The sequence below is a fragment of the Amycolatopsis orientalis genome (assembly GCF_000943515.2).
In the GTDB taxonomy this organism is placed as follows: domain Bacteria; phylum Actinomycetota; class Actinomycetes; order Mycobacteriales; family Pseudonocardiaceae; genus Amycolatopsis; species Amycolatopsis orientalis.
The window spans coordinates 6,516,947-6,536,742 of the sequence record NZ_CP016174.1; the positions used below are offsets into that span (position 1 = coordinate 6,516,947).

The window sequence follows — 19,796 nt, forward strand, 5'->3', positions numbered from 1 at the left end:
TTTCATGGCAGGTAGATCTCGGCTTCGCCGTTGAGTTCGGCGGGCTCGGGTCCCGGCGCACCGGCCCCCGTGCGGGCAAGGCCCGCGACGGCGAACGCGCGGCCGTCGGCCAGGGCGACCGCCGGGAAGTCCCAGCGGCCACCGGCGAGCGCGCCGGTTTCGGTCCAGGTCCCGGAATCGGGGTTGAAGACCACAGTGGACCGGAAACCTGCCGTCGCTTGTGGACGGCCGACGCCGCCGGTGACGACTGCGCCGACCGGTGTGGCCACGCAGCGGTGGCCGCTCCGGCCGCCGCCGGGCAGCCGGCCGGCCGAGGACCAGGTCTTGCTCGCCGGGTCGAAGATCTCCGCCGAGGCAAGACTTCCCGGGTGATACGGAAGCTCGCTGACGGCGTCTCCCCCGGTGACCAGCACCCGCCCGTCGGGCAGCACCGCCGCCGAATGTCCCTTGCGGGGCACGGCGAGCGAGCCGGCCGGGAGCCAGGTCCCGGTCGCCAGGTCGTAGATCTCGCAGGTCGCCAGCGCGCGCTCACCTTCGCCGGTCGTCGTCGCGCCCCCGATGACCAGCACACCGGTCGCCTTCTTGGTCTCCTTGTCGGTGAGGACGACGGCCTGATGCCCCGTGCGGGCGTCGGCCATCGCCGCGACCGTCGTCCACTGGAGGGTCCGCGGGTCGAGCGACTCCGCCGAAGCCAGCGCGGCACCCCGATCGGAGGTGCCACCCACGACGAGCAGCCGGGTGCCGATCGGCGTGGCGGTGTGCCCGCCGCGAGCCGTGTTCAGGGTTCCCGTGTCCTGCCAGGACTTCGCGAGCGGGTCGAACACCTCCGCCGAGGACAGCGGCGCCCCACCGGCGTCGAGCCCACCGGACGCGACGACCCGGCCGTCGGCGAGCCTGGCCGTAGCGTGCCGCAGCCGCGCGGTCTTCAACGATCCCGCATCGGTCTCCCAGCCGACCGCCACCGGGTCGAACAACGACGTCGTCGCCACCGGTTTCCCGTACGCGTCGGCGCCGCCCGCGATGAGGACCTTGCCGCTCACGAGGCGGACCGCGTCGGTCGCCGAGACCGGTGACGGCATGTCCAGTGCCGACCAGGTGCCGGGTTCGGCCACGGCGCCGCCCGCACCTTCCGTGCGGCGAAGGAGATGCACCTGCCCGGCAAGGTTCGGTTCGGCGGCGATCCAGCCCGCCATCGCGTCGGCCGCGCTCGCCTCACTCCGGAAGCTCGCCGTGGTCGACCCCGTTTTCGCGGGCGGGAAGGCCTGCACGTTGTTGCGGCGGTAGGCGACGATGAAGGTGTCACCGGTGACCCGCACCGTCTCCGACGGCGCGAACGGTTGCCGCAAGCGGGTTTCGTGCCGGGACAACGACGAACGCGCGGTACTGCTGCCGTCGAGCAGCGTGCCGAACACCGACGGCGGCGCGCTGTACAGCTTCGGCTTGGCAGGCGCCTTCATCGCCATCCCGACGCGGCGGCGCCGCATCCCCAGGGTGGTGACGGTCTCCGGTGGTTCATTGTCCACTATGTACAGTTCGTACCGCGCGCTGCGGCGCACCACCCGCGGCGACGCGATGGCTCCCTTTTCGGCGGTGAGCTCCAGTCCCGCGTTCTGCTCCTCGTACGCCGCGCGGGAAAGCTTCTCGGCGTCGTTCGAGTCCTGGAACTGCCCCATCGCGAACTTGTCACCGGTACTCGACACCCGCTCCAGGCCCTTGTGCGGCATCGGTTCGATCTTGAACCGCTTGCCGTCACTCGGCCGCTGCGCGCCGACCCGGTCGATCCGGACGTCGAGCGGGATCGCCCGCTGATGGATGAACAGCGACCCCAGCGGATGGAGCACGAGGTCGTCGGTCCCCGGCAACTGCCGCAACGTCACCAGCGGGTTGAACCCGCCCGCGGGCAACCGGGTCCGCCAGCCCTCGATCTTGCGGATCTCGTTCTCCAGCAGGCCGATCACCTCGACCGGGGGCAGCGCGGTGTCGCGCTCCTCGCCCCAGGAGATGTCGAAGTCCGCCGAGATCTCGAAGAACAGCAAGGAGATCGAGCCGCGGCCGTGTGCCCGCCACGGCGACGGACCCTCCAGCTGGAAATCGAGATCGATGCCGAAGACACCGACCCCGAACGCCTTCAGCGAGACACCGGCCGAGATCTGGATGACGAACGAGAACGGGGAGAACCGGAACAGCGCGTCGAAGGCGAGATGCCCCTCGATCCCGAATCCGCCGAACCCCAGCCGGAGTTCGGCCTTGGCGCCGAACTGCGCGGTATTGCTGGTGACCGCGAAATAGCCGGAGACCCGGATCAACCGCCCCAGCGAGTTGAGGATGTCGATCGACAGCCTCGGCGGCACGGGGAACGGCAGCGGCGGTGGCTTGAACGACGGATGGAATCCGCCGACGCTGAGCACGAAGTCGGGGTTGTCGCTCCAGTCGACGAGCAGCCCCATGCCGCCCTCGATGGACATCGTCAGGATGCGTGAGTCGAAAAGCTGGGCGTAGAACCAGAGTCTCGACTTGTCGACTTCGAGCGCGCCGATGAAGTTGACCTGCAGCTTCAGCAGGGCGACGTCCTCACTGGGCAACACGCATCTCAGCACCCCGAGGATCGCGATGTTGCCCGGCGGGATCTCCACGATCACCCCGAGCGACACGGTGACCAGCGCCGGTGTCCCCCAGCCGATCTTCGCCATCGGGCCGATGAGGAACCGGCCCTCCTCCGGCGGGAAGAAGCGCCGGAGGTCACTGATGATCCGCGGCGCGTTCGCGATGACGTCCTTGGGGAACATCACCGATTCGATACCCCCGCCGACGACACCGTCGAGCAACGCGGCGAAATCCATCCGCCGGTTGAGCCCGAGCACCCCGCCGACACCGAGCAGGGTGAACCCGAACCCGAGCTGGATCCCCCCGCCGCCGAACTCGGTGGCGATCACGATCAGCAGCGAGAACCCGTCCGACCCATCCGGCATCCGCGTGGTGATCAGCCCGATGGCCTTGAGTTCGACCAGCCCGGCGAACTCCAGCTCCAGTGCGCCCGCGTACTCGCCGCGATCCGGGTCGAAGTAGAGGTACCCGCCGCCGGAGACGATGCCGGCGTTGACCGACAGACCGACCCCCTTGGGCGGTTTGAACCCGAGCGACAGATCGACCGGCCCCAGATTGCCGTCATTGCCCGATTTGAAGGTGAGGTCGGCGGTGAGCCCGAGCTGTTCCACCACCGCCGTGATGGGTCCCAGCTCCGCCTTGATGGTCGTCCCGAGACCGATCGGGATCCCGTCACGGGACGGCGACGCGGAGATCGTGAGCCCTTGGATCTCCAGCGGTCCCAGTTTGAGATGCGCCGCGATCCGCGCTTCGAGGTTCGCCGAACCGCGGAAGTAGAACCCGTGCGCGTGCGAGATCCCGACGACGAGATCGCCACCGACGCTGAACCCGCCGCCCGGGATCAGCTTTCCGATGAAGCCGTCGACGCCGTCCGGCTTGAAGACGAATTCGAGCCCCTTGACCTCGAACTCGGCGAACACGTCCACGCCGTCGGCGATCCGGACACCTCCGGTCGCGCCGATCTTGCGGTACTGCAGTCTGGTGCCGTCTTTCGAGCCGAGCAGAAGAGTGGGTTCGCCGTCGGGACCGGCTCGCTCCACGATCACTTCGATGGCGCCGTCGACCTTGCCGGGTGAGCCCTTCTCGAAGCCGACGACGGTCTCGATCCCTTGGCCGGGCCGGATTCGAAGGGCGACACCACCCTCGAAGTCGAGTTCACTGCGGACGATGAGGGTGAGGTCGTCCGTCAAGGCCAACTTGGCGTCCAGTGAACCGCTGAAGTACGGCAGCAGGGCGAAACCTGGCAGAACCCCGTCCGCATTCGGCAACGCGACCAGTTTCACCTCACCGGCCAGCCTGTCGAACGTCGGATCGGGCTCGGGGTTCTTCTCCACCAGTTGTTCGAGCACGATTCCCTTCAGTGCGGGGACCGGAGCCGTGCCGAACATCCTCTCGGTGTCTCGTACCGCTTCCGCCACTTCGTCGGCCAAGTGCTCGACGCGCACGTCCACGCCCGCCGACATCAGGAGGTCGTCAAGCTCGGCGGAGAACGCCGCGAAATCGAAGTTCGCGTCACCCCAGCCGAAGGCCTCCTTGAAGACCCCGGAGGAATCCGTGAGCACCCGCGGCAGATCCGAGACGTCGAGCTGGAAGTGCGTGTACGAGGGCCGATTCCCCGCCGCGGGAACGAATCTGCTCTTGATGACCCCCAAGGCATGCAGGGCCGACCCGAGCACCGGTCGATAGCGGTGCAGGTAGTCGATGACCAGATGGTCGATCAGCTGTTTGGGGAACTTCTCGCGAAACCCGTCCACGCGAAGCGCCTCCGGGATCGCCGAGTCCGGCGCCTCGGTGACCGCCCGGATTCCGTTGATTACCGTTTGGACGGCGCGGAGGAGCCGAAGTGGATCATCGGCTTCGGACAAAGCCTCCAGGCCCGCGCCGAGGTCCGCGAGTGGCTGCGGCACGACCTTCGCCGACCAGCCCAGCTTGCGTAGTAGTCCGGTGAATTCCGAAGGACTGCCGAGGGCGTCCCGCAGCGGAACCAGGGCATTGCCGATCTCGGCCGCAATTTTTTCGAAAGTTCCGGTCACGGGAGAAGCCGCCTTCCCGGATAGAATCGATCTTCCAGCCAGGCATGCCAGGCGGGATCGACCCGATTGACGATCAACCACTTGCACACGTGGCAGAACTGACCCGAATCGCCAAGGGCGCTTTGGTCGCGCATCTTGCATTCCCCTGCCGGGCGGTAGTTTCCCCCTGGCCAGTGATCCGCGCCCTCGTAGACTCCGAGCAGACCTCGCGGAAGGAAACCGGGATCGACGCCCCCGATGGGGAGCGGGATGTCCGGGCCGGTGTTGGCATCGACGTGGTTGGGGTCTGAGTTCATCGGCTTCTTCGTGGTTTTGAGGAACGCGAGCACGTCCTCACGTACGACCGAGAGGGCCTGTCCACTCCGCTTCATCGGGACATACAGAAGTGAGCCGGCCGCGAAGCCCGCATACTGGGAAGGTTGCGGCATCGTGGCGCCTTTCAACGTCAATCCACCGTTCGAAGGATCGACGTCCACGACGGAGAGTTCCGGCACGTACTCCGCGGGCGAGGTCCCCAGCGGCAACTGGACGCCCAGCGCGGTGGGCGCGATCTTGCGCAGATACACACGATCGGCGGTGCCCTTGAAGCCGGACCAATCCCGGATACGCCGGGGATCGATGAACACCTTGATACCTCGGCCCGCATCGTCCACTGACGCTTTGACCAGCCGGGCGGACTTCTCGATGCGGGGCAGGGCGGTCCACTTGACCTTCGCCGCGTCGATCGCTCTGGTCGTGCCCACTCGGACGACGCCGAGCCTGGTCACATTGTCAGCGGACTTCTCCACCGCGGAACCCGCGTCAGGGGCGTCGTTGGTGGATCCAGCGTCTTCGTATTCGTCGGCGAGGTTGAAGGAATGCCCGAACTCATGAGTCACGACATCGGTGACCCTGCCGGGCACGAATGAGATCTGAGGCGGCAGGTTACGGCGCATCACCCCCGGGTCCTCGTTGGATCGGGCGTCTTCATAGAACACGCCTTGACTCGCGTCGACCGTCTGCACAGCCACCGTCTTCGCGTTGATGTTCGTACCACCGGAGAGTGGATCGTTGACGATGACGGCGATGAGCCCGCGACTACGTTTGAACACCTCGGACGGCACCCAAACGTCGCCGATGGCTGCGGTCTCGTATCGCAGACCGCGGACGTATCGCATGAAGGAAGTTTGCGGATTCTCCTGTCTCGGACCCGCGTACAGCTCCGGTGGATGGCGCCGCGGGTCGAGGCTGAGGGCCCGGGTGGCGCTGGTGCGATAGAAGCCGTACACGCGCGCGATGAACGGCTTCAGCTTCGGGTCGGAGACGTCATCACTGGCGGGCGGGTCGACCGCCTGAGCGGAGGCGTCGAACAGCCGGTCCGCCCACCGTCGTCCGATCTGAAAGCCGAAGAAGGTGTCGCGAGCGAACAGAATCCCCTTGGAGTGATGTTCCTTCCAGCCATCGAACAGCTTGTCACTGACCTTCTCCGGCTTGAAATCATGCAGACTCTGCGACGCCCACAGCTGGAGAAAATATCGCTTGTCATGCTTGTCACCCGGGATGGGGAGGCCCACCCTTGCCACGAATTCGTCCATCGGATAGATCGGCTTGTTCCGATCATCGGGATGGATCGGGCCGTTGTACGGAATAGGAAAACCTTGATCCTGCGACGTCTTTCTGTTCGTGACACGAAATCCGGTCGTCACGCCATTTTGCAGCCATCCTTCGCCACGGGAAAAAACGTTGAAGCGCTGTTGCAGCATTCCGTAAGGTTCATGCCTGCGCAGCTTGAACATGTCTTTTACGACAGATTCCACGATGGCGCTGTAGCTTCCGCTTTCAGCCAGATCAGCTTGCCGGAAACCTTCGGAAAGAAAAAGAATGTTCTGCATTTCGCCGACATTCGACGTGTCACTGATTCGAATTTCCCGTACGTCCCGAGGGCGGTCGTAATCGACCACGAAGGCACCGACCGACTTCCCTGGAAGGCCAGGAAAGGTCCCATCGATGGTCACCGCCTCGGGCTCATCGGGCGTCGCCACGAGACCGCGCAACCTGCCCTCGGCGCCGATCGCCACCTTGTTCGGTTCCTGCGACACCAGCTGGACATAGCCGTGACCGGTGATATCGCCGACCTCGTCAACAGGCTCACCCGGGGTGAACCGCGCGTAGATCGACGGCTGCGCGTGCGCGACGTTCACATCCAGCGCCGTGGTGATGCTGTCGTTGCCGAACCACCAGTTCTGCAGCTGGGTGTGCACCTGGAGCCGTCCGACGAGGAACTGTTTACCGACCCTCACCTGAAACAGGTAGACACCCACTTTGGTTGCACTGACGACACCATTCGAGGCGACCTTCGGCACGTCTTTGAACCGGTGGCCGACCGGATTGTGCGGAGCCAAGAAGTCGAAGACGGGGTTCGACGCGGGCGTGAGCTGATATTTTCCGGGAGTCGGCTCGGTCCGAACGAATACCCGTAGCACGAGCGGGCCGGTGCCGGAGAGCGCCATATGCAGATCGCAATGCGGGAGAAGCACCAGATCGGAAAACGGAGTTGCTGCCATGTCCCCTCCGCGATTCACTGCCTTCGACTGATAAACGCGCCTCCGGGATCAAGCGTGACGGCCTAGTGGATCAGCAGTCAACGCATGGCCCGATGAACTGCACCATGAGGCAGCGGGCAGGGCGAACCTCGTTGTGGCAAGGTCGTTTCCGTGGACAGGGACGCGTATCTCGAAGGCGCGATCAGGGACGTGCTCAGCGGCGACGAAGCGACGCTCGACGACCGGATCGGGCACGCGGCGCTGTTGTTCGCCACGTCCGGGGCCATGGCGGAAGCCGACAGGCTGATCACGCATTGGCACGCGCTCACCGAACGCCCGGTCACCGCGCTCGTCCCCGGCGCGGTGCAAGCCCGCGCGTGGGCGATGCTCTTCGAAGCTCAAGGCACCCGGCCGGACTGGGCCGCCGCGCTCACCCCGCTCGACCTCGACGCCGAGGAACGCGCCCACGACACGTACCTCGCCCGGCGGGTGTCCGATCTCGACGGTCTCCTCGCCGGATCCCCGTTCGGTGAGGCCGTCTCGCACCTCGGGCCATCCCGTCCGGATCGGTTACGCGAGGCGGTCGCGCGCGGTGACCTCGACGCCTGGGCCGAGATCGCCTCGCGGCAGGGCCGCCCGGACGTCGCCGTGCTCGCCGGGTCACGGCGGCTCGCGCCGCGGCTGGTCGCGGGCGCCGATCCGCTCGGGCTGGGCGACTGGCCGGGGCTGTGCGCCGGCTCACTGGTCGCGGCGCTGTACGAGCGCTACCCGCCGGACACCGGGTCCTGGCGGGAGGTGGTCGCGGGCATCCTCCGGCTGCGCGGCGGTGGCAGCGCGCCCCCGGCGGCGTCGGCACGGAACGTCGACGCGGCCGAAGCACGCCTCGGACTCCGGCTACCAAGCGACTACAGAGAGTTCCTGCTGACCTGTGACGGCCTGCCCGCAGACGTCGTCTTCCCACGTCTGCTCGGGACGGCCGAACTCCGCGCGGAAGGCGGCGTCGTGGTGATCTCGGATCCGGCCGTCGTACTGCTGACGGCCGCAAGCGAGCAATGGCGGACGGTCGAGATCGACCCGGCGCTGGGCACCACGGTCCATCCGACGTTCCGCGCGCTGATGGAGCGGCACCTGCTCCTGCTGGCGCAGTCCGCGTGAGCTCCGGGTCGTGAGTGGTAATGACGGTTAGAACCGTCATTACCACTCACGAGCGCTCAAGCCTGCCCGCGCTTCTTCCGCTCGGTGTACTCCCGCATCCGCTTCGGGTAGCCGACCCGCGCCACCTCGTACACGGGGATCGACCGTTTGTGACCGAACTGCTGTGCGGCGTCCAAGCTGTCGATCCGGCGCCGGGTCCACTCACCGTCGTGTGCGATGAGGACGACTGTGGTCTCGGTGACGTTGGTCTTGGGCTCCACATAGGCCTCGACACCGGTCCGTGAAGAGGCCCACTCTTCGAGATGCTTGAAGTCGTTCGAAGAGGCTTTCCGCAGCGTACCGGGCTTTTGCCCGCCCTTAGAGCGCCGGCGCAGCGAGTCGAACAGACCCACTCCGACCACCTCACTTCCCACTCGCGTCCGGTGTCCATTATCCCGACTCGGGCGTGTGCTCACCGTCGCATACCCGGCTAGGTCGCAGGCCCGCCGCGCGTAGTGACAAGATGGCAAGTGTCCGCGCGCGCGTATACCGCGCGAAGCGGCGCCAGAGCACCACCCCTACCGCTTGCCGAGGAGTTATTGAAGTGACCGACACCTCCGCCGACCTTGTGATCCTGGGTGGCGGATCGGGCGGCTACGCCGGCGCGTTCCGCGCGGCCGAGCTGGGCCTTTCCGTCACCCTGATCGAAAAGGACAAGCTTGGCGGGACGTGCCTCCACCGAGGCTGCATCCCGACCAAGGCCCTCCTGCACGCGGCGGAGGTCGCCGACGAGACCCGCGACGCCGAGACCTTCGGTGTCAAGGCCGTGCTGGAAGGCATCGACATCGCCGGGGTCAACAAGTACAAGGACGGCATCGTCGCCCGCCTGTACAAGGGCCTCCAAGGCCTGGCCAAAGCGCACAAGGTGAACCTCGTCGAGGGCACCGGGACGTTCGTCGGCGGCACCACCGTCGAGGTCGACGGCACCCGTCACACCGGCAAGAACGTCATCCTCGCCACCGGCTCGTACTCGAAGACGCTGCCCGGCCTGGAGCTGGGCGGCCGCATCATCGCGAGCGAGCAGGCGCTTTCGCTGGACTACATCCCGAAGAAGGTCATCGTCCTCGGCGGTGGTGTCATCGGTGTCGAATTCGCGTCCGTGTGGGCGTCCTTCGGCGTCGACGTCACCATCGTGGAGGCGCTGCCCCGCCTGGTCCCGAACGAGGACGAGTACGCGTCCAAGCAGCTCGAGCGCGCTTTCCGCCGCCGCAAGATCGCCTTCAAGACCGGCGTGCGGTTCACCGGCGCCAAGCAGGACGACAACGGCGTCAGCGTGTCGCTGGAGTCGGGCGAGACGCTGGAAGGCGACCTGCTGCTGGTCGCCGTCGGCCGCGGCCCGAACTCGGCCGGGCACGGGTACGAGGAGGCCGGGGTCAAGATGGACCGCGGTTTCGTCCTCACCGACGACCGTCTGCGCACCAACCTGCCGAACGTCTACGCCGTCGGCGACATCGTCCCGGGCCTGCAGCTCGCGCACCGCGGGTTCCAGCAGGGCATCTTCGTCGCCGAGGAGATCGCCGGCCAGGAGCCGCGCGTGATCGACGAGAGCGGCATCCCGCGCGTCACCTACTCGCACCCCGAGGTCGCTTCGGTCGGTCTCACCGAGTCGCAGGCGAAGGAGAAGTACGGCTCCGACGTCACCACCTTCACCTATGACCTCGGTGGCAACGGCAAGAGCCAGATCCTCAAGACCTCCGGCGGGGTCAAGCTGATCAAGGCTCCGGAAGGGCCGGTCGTGGGCGTGCACATGGTGGGCGACCGCGTCGGCGAGCTGATCGGCGAAGCGCAGCTGATCTACAGCTGGGAGGCGTTCCCCGAGGACGTGGCCCCGCTCATCCACGCGCACCCCACCCAGACCGAGGCCCTCGGTGAAGCGTTCCTCGCCCTGGCGGGCAAGCCGCTGCACGTACACAGCTGACGTCTCACCGTCGAAGAACCAGACCAAGCAAGACATATCAAGGGAGTCAGCGAACGATGGCCTACTCCGTCACGTTGCCGGAGCTCGGTGAGAGCGTCACCGAGGGCACCGTCACCCGGTGGTTGAAGCAGGAGGGCGACACCGTCGAGGTCGACGAGCCGTTGCTCGAGATCTCCACGGACAAGGTCGACACCGAGGTCCCGTCCCCGGTCGCCGGCAAGGTCGTGAAGATCAGCGCTCAGGAAGACGAGACCGTCGAGGTCGGCGGCGAACTCGCCGTCATCGACGACGGGACCGGCGGGGTGCCGGAGTCGTCCGGTTCCTCGGAGGACACCTCAGAAGCGCAGCCGGAACCCGAGCCCGAGCCTGAGCCGGAGCCCGCGCAGGAGCAGGCCTCCGCGCCGTCCCAGCCGGACACCGCGCCGGCTTCCGGCGGCGAAGGCACCGAGGTGAAGCTGCCCGAGCTGGGCGAGAGCGTCACCGAGGGCACCGTCACCCGGTGGCTCAAGCAGGTCGGCGAGAGCGTCGAGGTCGACGAGCCGCTGCTCGAGATCTCCACGGACAAGGTCGACACCGAGGTCCCGTCCCCGGTCGCCGGCACCGTGCTGGAGATCCGTGCCGGCGAGGACGAGACCGTCGAGGTCGGCGGCGTGCTCGCGGTGATCGGCGCGGCCGGTTCCGCCCCGGCCCCGAAGGCCGAAGAGAAGAAGCCCGAACCCAAGCCGGAGCCCAAGCCCGAGCCGAAGCCGGAACCCAAGCCGGAACCGAAGCCCGAGCCCAAGGCCGAAGCCGCTCCCGCGCCGAAGCCCGCCCCGGCTCCGCAGGCCGCCCCGGCCCCCAAGGCCGAGGCGAGCAGTGGCAACGGTTCCGACAGCGGACCGTACGTGACGCCGCTGGTCCGCAAGCTCGCTTCGGAGCACGGCATCGACCTGTCGTCGCTGAGCGGCAGCGGTGTCGGTGGCCGTATCCGCAAGCAGGACGTGCTCGCGGCCGCGGAGGCCAAGCAGAAGAAGGAAGCCCCGGCTCCCGCCGCCCAGCCCGCCGCCGCTGCCCCGGCCGCCGCGGCGCCGTCGGCTCCGCGCAAGGCCGCGGTCTCGCCGGAGCTCGCCGCACTGCGCGGCACCGTGCAGAAGGCCAGCCGGATCCGGCAGATCACCGCCACGAAGACCCGCGAGTCGCTGCAGGTTTCCGCGCAGCTCACGCAGGTCCACGAGGTGGACGTCACGAAGATCGCCAAGCTCCGTCAGCGGGCGAAGGCGGCCTTCAAGGAGCGCGAGGGCGTCAACCTGACGTTCCTGCCGTTCTTCGCGAAGGCCACCGTCGAGGCGCTCAAGCAGCACCCGAACGTCAACGCGTCCTACAACGAGGACACGAAGGAGATCACCTACCACGGTGCGGTGCACCTGGGGATCGCGGTGGACACCGAAAAGGGTCTGCTGTCGGTGGTCATCCACGACGCGGGTGAGCTCAGCCTCGCCGGTCTCGCGCACCGCATCGCCGACCTGGCGGGCCGCGCGCGTTCGGGCCAGATCAAGCCGGACGAGCTTTCGGGCGGCACCTTCACGATCACGAACATCGGCTCCAACGGCGCCCTGTTCGACACGCCGATCATCGTGCAGCCGCAGTCCGGCATGCTCGGTACCGGCGCGGTCGTGAAGCGCCCGGTCGTGATCGCGGACGCCGACGGCAACGACACGATCGCCGTCCGGTCGATGGCGTTCCTGCCGCTGACCTACGACCACCGCCTGGTGGACGGGGCCGACGCGGGCCGCTTCGTCACGACGATCAAGCAGCGTCTGGAAGAGGGCAACTTCGAGGACGAGCTGGGTCTCTGATCCTCCAGTAGTCCGTCAAAGGCCCTCGTCCCGCTCCGGCGGGGCGGGGGCCTTTGCCGTTGCCCGCGTTTGACAGGTACCCAGAACTCTAGTATTCCGGAATTACGGAAAACGAGAGGGAGGGGACGCCCATGCTGACCAGACGCCACCTGCTGGCGGGCGCCGCCGCGGGGTCGGCGGCGTTGCTGCTGCCGGGGTCCGCGAACGCGGCCGAGCCGGACACGACGACCGAACAGGGCTGGCTCGACTGGCTCGCCGCCCACCGCCGCGACGTCTCGGTCCTGATCGACGACGGGGCGGGCCGCCGGGCCGCCCTCAACGCCGACGTCCGGCGGCTGCTGGCTTCGTCGATCAAGGTTGTGCACCTCAGCGCGTACGCGGTCGCGGTCGCCAAAGGCAGGCTCGACCCGCGGGAACAGATCAGGGTCGGTGACTGGGACGCCCACCACCCCTTCGTCGCCGACGGCCGCGCGCATTTCCAGGCGCTCAACTGGCTGGGTGTCCCCTGCGACGACTACGGGATCGCGAAGGACCCCGAACAGCGCGTCCCGCTGGCGAGAATCCCCGAAGCGATGATCTTCTTCAGCGACAACGCCGCCACTGATTACCTCCGCACCCGGCTCGGCGACCCCGCCCTCCAGATCGCGGCGGCGCGCGGCGGCTGGACGAGGCCGGACACCCGGTCGCTCGGCGGCGAGGTCCTGATGCTGATGATGCCCGAATACGCGCCCCCGCCCGGCAGCCCGGTCGTGGTCCGGCGAGCGATGGGTGACGCGGTCGCGCGCCGGTTCGTCCGCGATCCCGCCTTCCGCGCCGAGGCGTTCAAGCGCTGGCCGAGCATGCCCCAGACCACCGAGGAGCAGTGGCCGTGGGTCAAGGGACACGGCAAAGGGTCGGCTTCGGACCTGTTCTCGCTCCACCGGAGTCTCGCACTCGGCAGGTACCACCCCGGCGGAACGCTGGCCCGCGAAATCCTCGCGCTCCCGCTCTCCGATCGCGTGCCGACCGGAGCGAGCGAAGTGCTCTTCAAGGGCGGAAGCATGCCGCGGACCGTCACCGTCGGACTGTCCGTGCGCTGGCCGGGCGGCCGTGCCGGCACCGCGGCGGTGCTCCTCACCGACGTCAGCGATCAGGACCAGGCGAACGCCTTGCCGCTCGTCGACTTCCTGATCTCGGCACTGGCCGTCCCGGAACGCTTCGAGGCCCTGCGGCGAGCACTCGGCTGCCCGACGGTGTAGATAAACCGGTATGGACGCTGAGCTCGCCGACCGGATCGCCGCCCTCGAAGAACGGGTCGCCGCGCTCGAAGGACAGCACGAACCCACGACGCCGCCCGCCCTGCCCGGCGGCGTCGTGGCCTACCACGGCGAGCTGACCGAACCCGTCGAGCTGACCTGGACCGTCCAGATCCCACCGGGAGTGGTGCTCGCGAAGGACGACGGGCCGCGGGTGGAAGTGCTCGCGGCCCTGTCGAGCGCCGCGCGGGTGGCGCTCGTGCGGACGCTGGCCGAACAGGGCGCGCAGACCGCGCCCGCCCTGCAGGAGGCCGCCGAACTCGGTTCTCCCGGCCAGCTCTACCACCACCTCAAGGCCTTGACCGGAGCCGGGATCGTCGAGCAGGACAAACGCGGCAGCTACCGCCTGCGGCCCACCGCGACGATCCCGGTGCTGGTGCTGCTCACCGCTGCGTCGGACGTCGCGGGTCAACTGAAGACCTGAGCGTGCGCCCGGATCCCGGATACGACACGATCGGATCATGCGAGTTCTGATCGCGGGCGCGAGCGGACTGATCGGTACCTCCCTGACGGCGCGGCTGCGCGGGTCCGGGCACGAAGTGATCCGCCTCGTACGCCGGGAAGAGCGAGCCGCCGACGAACGCCGCTGGGATCCCCCGGCCGGGGAGATCGCCGACGGCGCGCTCGACGGGGTCGACGCCGTGGTGAACCTCGCGGGCGCGCCGCTGCTGCCCGGCCGCTGGAGCGCGGCCCGCAAACAGGTCCTGCTCGACAGCCGGGTCGAACCGACCGAGGTGCTCGCGGAAGCGGTCGCCGAACACGGGATCCCCGTACTGGTCAACGCCTCCGCCGTCGGCTACTACGGCGACCCCGGACCGTCCGTTGTGGACGAATCGAGTCCGGCGGGACGCGGTTTCCTCGCCGGGCTCTGCACCGCGTGGGAAGCCGCCACCGAGACCGCGGCCACCGCCGGGGCTCGCGTCGTGCGCGTCCGTACCGGGCTGGTGCTCGCGCGGAAGGGCGGACTCCTCGACGTCCTGCGGCCGCTGTTCCGCCTGGGCCTCGGCGGGAAACTCGGCGACGGCAGGCAGTACATGCCGTGGATCTCACTCGACGACGAGGTCGGGGCGATCGTTTTCGCGCTGGAGCACGAATCCCTGTCCGGCGCGGTGAATCTCAGCGGACCGCAGCCCGCCACGAACGCCGCGTTCACGAAGGCGCTGGGCCGCGCCGTGCACCGTCCCGCGATCTGGCAGGTGCCGGGATTCGCCATGAAGATCGCCCTCGGGCAGGCGGCCGAGGAGATGGCGCTCTTCGGGCAGCGCGCCATGCCCCGGGCTCTGGAGGAGGCGGGCTACCAGTTCCATCATCCGACCCTCGAAGACGCGCTGGCCGCCGCGACATGACCTTGCAACGGAGCCTGTACACCCTCGCCGGAGCCCTTCTGCTGATCGGCTTCATCGTGCTCGGGCTGTTCGTCGACGACCGCCCGCCGCCGGTGGACGTCGCACTCGCCGACGCGTTCCACGGGCAGTACGCCCGGCCGGCGGGACAGGTGGCGGGCCTGGTCACGAACGTCCTCGGCCCGGTCCTGCCGTTCGCGCTGGGCGCGGTGCTGGCGGTACTCGCCTGGCGGCGGCGGGATCTGACGGTGTTGTGCGTCAAACTCGCCGTCGTCCTGGTGCTGTGCCGGATGACCAGCCTGATCGCCAAACCGGTGTTCTACCGGGAGCGGCCGCGCGAGTTCCCCGATCTGAGCTACCCGAGCGGGCATGTGGTCGCCGTCGCCTGCACCGGTTTCGTCGCCGTCCTCCTCTGCGCATGGACCCGCCCGCATTTGACGCGCCTCGCGATCACGATCGCCGTCGTGGCCACGGTCGTGGGCGCGTTCTGCCGCGTCGTACTGGGTGTGCACTGGCTGACCGATACCGCGGGATCCGTACTGGCGGTGGGCGGTGTGGGCCTGATTTCGGCGACCGGACTGGGCCTGCTGCCCCTGCCCCGCGACCCGGCGTAGTGTCGCTGACGTGAGCTCTTCGACCGCTTCATGCCGTGCCAGTTCCGAGCCCGTCGACGTCCGTGAGATCGGGACGATCGACTACACCGAAGCCTGGGAACTCCAGCGCCGACACGTGACAGCCAGGGCCGACGGCGAAGGCCCCGACACCATGCTGCTGCTGGAGCACCCGTCGGTGTACACCGCGGGCAAGCGCACCGAAGCCGAGGACCGGCCGACCGACGGCACCCCGGTGATCGACGTCGACCGCGGCGGCAAGATCACCTGGCACGGGCCCGGGCAGCTGGTCGGCTACCCGATCATCAAGCTCGCCGACCCGATCGACGTCGTGCACTACGTGCGGCGTCTCGAAGAGGCCTTGATCACCGTGTGCGACCAGCTCGGCGTGCACACCGGCCGGGTCGAGGGCCGCAGCGGCGTCTGGATCCCGGCCGACGACCGCGGCGTCGAGCGGAAGATCGCCGCGATCGGCATCCGCGTGCAGCGCGGCGTGACCATGCACGGCTTCGAGCTGAACTGCAACGCCGACCTGGGCGCCTTCGACAAGATCGTGCCGTGCGGCATCCGGGACGCGGGCGTGACGTCGCTCTCCTACGAACTCGACCGCGAGGTCACCGTGGCGTCGGTGCTGCCGATCGCCCGCGAAGCCGTGCTCGCGGCGCTGGAGGGCGACCTTCCGGTGAGCGACGAGCGCTGGCTGCCGCGTCCCGAAGCTCCCGCCGCCCCCGGCGTCACCTTCGCGCTGCAGAACTGACATCTGCGAAGATCACCAGTACGACCGCCGGACAGGCCGGTGGTCGTACTGGGAGGAAATCATGCGCAAGTTTTCGCGCGTTCTGGCGGCGGCCGGTATCGCGGTCGCCGCGTCGGTGAGCCTGCCCTCGGCGGCGTCGGCCACGCCGCCGCCCGGCTGCACCGGCGGTCACGACGGGGCGAAGTACGCCTGGGCGAGTTGTACGGCATACGGCACCCGCATGTACCGGGTCACCGCGTACAACTGCAGCCCGGTCTGCGGCAACGCCCTCGGCGAATGGGCCGCCAACGGGGCGGAGTCCCACCTCACCATCAGCTGGCCGGCGAAGATCCTGGACATCGGCGTCGAAATCCAGTGATCCCCAGCGCGTGAAGGCCCCCTTCCCTCGGCTGAGCCGAGGGAAGGGGGCCTTCACGCGCAAAGCTTCAGTCCAGCTGCGGAGCGACCTCGGCGGCGACCAGTTCGATCTGGTCCACGTCCGAGAGGTCCAGCAGCTGCAGGTAGAGCCGGGTGATCCCGGTCTTCTCCCGCCACTGCCCGATCTTCTCGACGACCTCCGCCGGTGTCCCGGCGAGACCGTTCTCCCGCAGCTCCGCGACCTCGCGGCCGATCACGCCGGCGCGCTTCGCGACCTCGGCGTCGTCCCGGCCCACGGCGACGACGAGCGCGGCCGAGCGGATGATCTCCTTGGGGTCGCGGCCGATCTCGCGGGCGGCGTCCTCGACGCGGCCGAACTGCTCGGCGGCGAATTCGGGCCCCACGAACGGCAGGTTGAACTCATCGGCGTAGCGCGCGGCGAGCGCCGGGGTGCGCTTCTTGCCGCCACCACCGATGATCACCGGCGGCCGGGGCCGCTGAGCGGGCTTCGGGAGGCCGGGCGAGTCGACGAGCTTGTAGTGCTCGCCGTCGAAGGAGAACGTCTCGCCTTCCGGCGTCTCCCACAACCCGGTGACCACCGCGAGCTGCTCGGCGTAGCGGTCGAAGCGCTCCTTGATCGGCGGCAGGTCGAGGCCGTAGGCGGTGTGCTCGTCGTCGTACCAGCCCGAACCGAGGCCGAGTTCGACCCGGCCGCCGGACATCTGGTCCACCTGCGCCACCGAGATCGCCAGCACCGACGGGTGCCGGAAGGTGGCGGCGGTGACCAGGGTGCCCAGCCGCACCCGGCTGGTCTCACGGGCGAGACCCGCGAGGGTGATCCACGCGTCGGTCGGCCCGGGCAGTCCCGAAGCCGAACCCATCTTGAGGTAGTGGTCGCTGCGGAAGAAGGCGTCGTAACCCGCGTCCTCGGTGGCCTTCGCCACCCGGAGCAGGTCGTCGTAACTGGCCCCTTGCTGGGGCTCGGTAAAGATCCTGAGGTCCACGGACGCCACCCTATCGACGGTGCCGTCAGCTCGCTTTCCCGTGCTCGGCGGGCGGAACACGGCGGAACCCAACGAGCAGCCGCACCAGGACCTCTTCGACCTGGGCGCTGACCTTCTTCGGCTCCGGCGAACTCGCGATCTCGATGGCCGCGCTCGACAGCGCGCCGAACAGGAGCCGGGCCGTGACGTCCACCGGGACGTCCTCGACCTCACCGACATCGATGAGCGACTGGATCCCGGTGCGGACCAGGCCGAAACTGCACCGCTCCTCCGCCTCGCGCCAGCGCTCCCAGCCCATCACCACCGGCGCCTCGTGGATCGCGATGCGCTGATACGCCGGGTCGAGGCAGCTCTGCAGGAATCCGCGCAGCCCGGCGAGCGCCCGCTCCCAAGGCGATTCCGGTCCGTGCATGATCTTCTCGAGCCTGTCGAAGACCTGGCTCTCGACCGTGTCGAAGGCGGCTTCGAACAGCGCCTGCTTGCCACTGAAGTGGTGATAGAGCGCGCCCTTCGTCACCCTTGCCCGTTTGGCGATCTCGTCGAGGGACGTGCCCGCGTACCCGCGTTTGGTGAACAGCTCCACGGCACTCTCGACGAGTGCCGACCGGGTGGACTCGGAATAGTCCAGCCGCCTTGACCTCATTGTCGCCACCTTCACAACTTTACGCCGACGGTCCCAGCCCATACCCATGGTATGTTGGCTGCTGTCAGGTCCGTACCGGGAGTATGCCGCAAACCTGCGGTATGAACCGGGTCACGGAGGGGAGCCTTCATCATGAGCTGGAACGACTTCTACCAGCGGCGCGACATCCTCGAAGCCGCAGTGCGCCAGGCGGGTCACCACCCGTCCGAACCGCTTTCACTCGACGAAATCCCGGGGGCCACCAAGTACTTCGCGACCGAGGAAGAGCTTCTGGTCGCGCTTCGGTACAAGTGGAACCAGGTATTCGGCGGATACCTTCGGGCCGAGATGGCCGACCCCGACTACGCCGATCAGGACCTCCCGCTCGACAGGGTCGACGCCGTCACCCGTGCCTGGAACCGGGCCACGGCCGAGCACGAGACCCTTCGCGCGGTTCTCGACGCCGCGCTCGAGCGGTGCCCCGCACTGCTGCCGTCGCACGAAGCCGAGCTGCGCACCCTCGCGCTCACGGCGGGACTGGCCGACGGGAACGAGCCGGCCGCGGAGATCACCAAGGTCGGCGGCGCGTTCGCCACCCTGCTCCGGCACGGCCGTCAGGCCAAGCCCGCCCGCCGCCGCAGCCCCATGGGACACCTGCTCCGGTTGCTCGCGCCCAGCGCCTGATTCCCGTGGCGGCCTCATCGCCGATGTAGTTAGGTGACCGACATGGCTGCTCACTCGCGCTGGACCGAGGCCGACATCCCGGATCAGACCGGCCGGACCGTGTTCGTCACGGGGGCGAACTCGGGCCTCGGCCTGCGGACCGCCGAGGTGCTCGCGGGCAAGGGGGCCCGCGTGCTGCTCGGCTGCCGGTCGCCGGAACGCGGCGCCAAAGCACTGGAACAGGTCCGCGCCGCCGCGACCGGGGAAGCACCCGAACTCGTCCGGCTGGATCTCGCCGACCTCGCGGCGGTGCGCGAAGCCGTCAAGAAGGTCCAGGAACTGTCGGGGAACAAGCTCGATCTCCTGGTCAACAACGCCGGCGTGATGGCCACCCCGCGTGGCCACACCAAGGACGGCTTCGAGACCCAGTTCGGCACGAACCATCTCGGGCATGCGGTGCTGACCTGGCTGCTGATGCCGTCGCTGCGCAACGGTTCGGGCGCCAGGGTGGTGACCGTGTCGAGTATCGCGGCGACCGGCGCGCGCCTCGACGTCGCGGACCCGAACTTCGAACGCCGGATGTACAACCCGGGTTCGGCCTACGGCCAATCGAAACTCGCCAACCAGATCTTCGCGCTCGAACTCGACCGCAGGCTGCGCGCCGCGGGCGAAGGTGTCGTCAGCGTGGCGGCCCACCCCGGCTACACCTGGACCGGGCTCGGTTCGGGCATGGCCCGTTCCTACCGCAACCCGGTGGTCCGCGCGCTCGTCGGCGCGGGCAACCGGATCGGCGAGGTCCTGATCGCGCAGAACGCCCGCAAGGGCACCCTCCCGCAGCTCTTCGCGGCGACCGCTCCGGAGGTGACGGGCGGCGACTACATCGGCCCGCACGGCCTGGGCGGATTGCGCGGCGACCCGGTCAAGGTGCGGCCTCTTCCCGCGGCGAGGAGCGAATCGCTCGGCGCCGCGTTGTGGGACGTGACCACCAAGTTGACGGGCGTCACCCCCGACCCCGCGTGAGCGGCGACCACTACTACG

General features: G+C 68.4%; 16 protein-coding genes. 11 read left to right on the forward strand and 5 right to left on the reverse strand.

Annotated features, from left to right (window positions below; translation table 11 throughout):
* Nucleotides 1–2: 2 nt before the first annotated feature.
* Both SD37_RS28145 and SD37_RS43925 read right to left on the reverse strand, forming a co-directional pair.
* Entirely contained in the window at nt 3–4,637 is a 4,635-nt protein-coding gene (locus tag SD37_RS28145) for a DUF6603 domain-containing protein (protein ID WP_044850105.1), read from the reverse strand.
* Nucleotides 4,634–7,180 carry a M64 family metallopeptidase gene (locus tag SD37_RS43925; protein WP_083255105.1) on the reverse strand — a complete coding sequence of 849 codons (2,547 nt, stop codon included), beginning with the start codon at nt 7,178–7,180 and terminating at the stop codon, nt 4,634–4,636. Before SD37_RS43925 ends, SD37_RS28145 begins: the two co-directional genes overlap by 4 nt.
* Nucleotides 7,181–7,330: 150 nt before the next feature.
* On the opposite strand from SD37_RS43925, the gene SD37_RS28155 reads away from it, so the two are divergent.
* Complete coding sequence (locus SD37_RS28155; protein WP_044850107.1) at nt 7,331–8,314, forward strand: SMI1/KNR4 family protein; 984 nt, start codon at nt 7,331–7,333, stop codon at nt 8,312–8,314.
* A gap of 56 nt (nt 8,315–8,370) precedes the next feature.
* Here the strand turns inward: SD37_RS28155 and SD37_RS28160 are convergent, their stop codons facing one another.
* A complete protein-coding gene (locus SD37_RS28160; RefSeq protein ID WP_037309309.1) occupies nt 8,371–8,715 on the reverse strand; it encodes a hypothetical protein in 345 nt (114 codons plus the stop codon).
* Nucleotides 8,716–8,897: 182 nt separating this feature from the next.
* On the opposite strand from SD37_RS28160, the gene lpdA reads away from it, so the two are divergent.
* The 8 genes from lpdA (at nt 8,898) to SD37_RS28200 (ending at nt 16,470) form a co-directional block, all read left to right on the forward strand.
* Nucleotides 8,898–10,271 carry a dihydrolipoyl dehydrogenase gene (gene lpdA, locus SD37_RS28165; RefSeq protein WP_044850108.1) on the forward strand — a complete coding sequence of 458 codons (1,374 nt, stop codon included), beginning with the start codon at nt 8,898–8,900 and terminating at the stop codon, nt 10,269–10,271.
* A 56-nt stretch (nt 10,272–10,327) separates the two neighbouring features.
* Nucleotides 10,328–12,106, forward strand: a complete 1,779-nt coding sequence (gene sucB, locus SD37_RS28170; protein WP_044850109.1) for a 2-oxoglutarate dehydrogenase, E2 component, dihydrolipoamide succinyltransferase — start codon at nt 10,328–10,330, stop codon at nt 12,104–12,106.
* 131 nt (nt 12,107–12,237) lie between these two features.
* A complete protein-coding gene (locus SD37_RS28175; RefSeq protein ID WP_044850110.1) occupies nt 12,238–13,344 on the forward strand; it encodes a serine hydrolase in 1,107 nt (368 codons plus the stop codon).
* 10 nt (nt 13,345–13,354) lie between these two features.
* The gene (locus SD37_RS28180; RefSeq protein ID WP_044850111.1) at nt 13,355–13,825 is read left to right on the forward strand and encodes an ArsR/SmtB family transcription factor; all 471 of its coding nucleotides are present in this window, start codon (nt 13,355–13,357) and stop codon (nt 13,823–13,825) included.
* Nucleotides 13,826–13,862: 37 nt separating this feature from the next.
* Nucleotides 13,863–14,747, forward strand: coding sequence for a TIGR01777 family oxidoreductase (locus SD37_RS28185; protein ID WP_044850112.1), 885 nt, complete (start codon nt 13,863–13,865; stop codon nt 14,745–14,747).
* Nucleotides 14,744–15,358, forward strand: coding sequence for a phosphatase PAP2 family protein (locus tag SD37_RS28190; RefSeq protein ID WP_044850113.1), 615 nt, complete (start codon nt 14,744–14,746; stop codon nt 15,356–15,358). Before SD37_RS28185 ends, SD37_RS28190 begins: the two co-directional genes overlap by 4 nt.
* Before the next feature lie 10 nt (nt 15,359–15,368).
* Nucleotides 15,369–16,112 (forward strand): lipoyl(octanoyl) transferase LipB, encoded by a 744-nt coding sequence (lipB, locus tag SD37_RS28195; protein ID WP_037309289.1) that lies wholly within the window; start codon nt 15,369–15,371, stop codon nt 16,110–16,112.
* Nucleotides 16,113–16,173: 61 nt separating this feature from the next.
* Nucleotides 16,174–16,470 carry a hypothetical protein gene (locus SD37_RS28200; protein WP_044850114.1) on the forward strand — a complete coding sequence of 99 codons (297 nt, stop codon included), beginning with the start codon at nt 16,174–16,176 and terminating at the stop codon, nt 16,468–16,470.
* A gap of 67 nt (nt 16,471–16,537) precedes the next feature.
* Here SD37_RS28200 and SD37_RS28205 read toward each other — a convergent pair whose 3' ends face one another.
* Entirely contained in the window at nt 16,538–17,473 is a 936-nt protein-coding gene (locus SD37_RS28205; protein WP_044850175.1) for an LLM class F420-dependent oxidoreductase, read from the reverse strand.
* Between the two features lie 25 nt (nt 17,474–17,498).
* Entirely contained in the window at nt 17,499–18,116 is a 618-nt protein-coding gene (locus SD37_RS28210; RefSeq protein ID WP_037309283.1) for a TetR/AcrR family transcriptional regulator, read from the reverse strand.
* Between the two features lie 132 nt (nt 18,117–18,248).
* On the opposite strand from SD37_RS28210, the gene SD37_RS28215 reads away from it, so the two are divergent.
* Together SD37_RS28215 and SD37_RS28220 are read left to right on the forward strand one after the other, a co-directional pair.
* Nucleotides 18,249–18,779 (forward strand): hypothetical protein, encoded by a 531-nt coding sequence (locus SD37_RS28215; RefSeq protein WP_044850115.1) that lies wholly within the window; start codon nt 18,249–18,251, stop codon nt 18,777–18,779.
* 42 nt (nt 18,780–18,821) lie between these two features.
* On the forward strand, nt 18,822–19,778 hold the full coding sequence (locus SD37_RS28220) for an oxidoreductase (RefSeq protein WP_044850116.1): 957 nt from the start codon (nt 18,822–18,824) through the stop codon (nt 19,776–19,778).
* Nucleotides 19,779–19,796 lie beyond the last annotated feature (18 nt).

What these genes read in the sequence shown, in the direction of transcription:
- SD37_RS43925 (WP_083255105.1), bottom strand. Translation starts at nt 7,180, where the DNA reads ATGGCAGCAACTCCGTTTTCCGATCTGGTGCTTCTCCCGCATTGCGAT.
- sucB (WP_044850109.1), top strand. Translation starts at nt 10,328, where the DNA reads ATGGCCTACTCCGTCACGTTGCCGGAGCTCGGTGAGAGCGTCACCGAG.
- SD37_RS28175 (WP_044850110.1), top strand. Translation starts at nt 12,238, where the DNA reads ATGCTGACCAGACGCCACCTGCTGGCGGGCGCCGCCGCGGGGTCGGCG.
- SD37_RS28180 (WP_044850111.1), top strand. Translation starts at nt 13,355, where the DNA reads ATGGACGCTGAGCTCGCCGACCGGATCGCCGCCCTCGAAGAACGGGTC.
- SD37_RS28185 (WP_044850112.1), top strand. Translation starts at nt 13,863, where the DNA reads ATGCGAGTTCTGATCGCGGGCGCGAGCGGACTGATCGGTACCTCCCTG.
- SD37_RS28190 (WP_044850113.1), top strand. Translation starts at nt 14,744, where the DNA reads ATGACCTTGCAACGGAGCCTGTACACCCTCGCCGGAGCCCTTCTGCTG.
- SD37_RS28200 (WP_044850114.1), top strand. Translation starts at nt 16,174, where the DNA reads ATGCGCAAGTTTTCGCGCGTTCTGGCGGCGGCCGGTATCGCGGTCGCC.
- SD37_RS28210 (WP_037309283.1), bottom strand. Translation starts at nt 18,116, where the DNA reads ATGAGGTCAAGGCGGCTGGACTATTCCGAGTCCACCCGGTCGGCACTC.
- SD37_RS28215 (WP_044850115.1), top strand. Translation starts at nt 18,249, where the DNA reads ATGAGCTGGAACGACTTCTACCAGCGGCGCGACATCCTCGAAGCCGCA.
- SD37_RS28220 (WP_044850116.1), top strand. Translation starts at nt 18,822, where the DNA reads ATGGCTGCTCACTCGCGCTGGACCGAGGCCGACATCCCGGATCAGACC.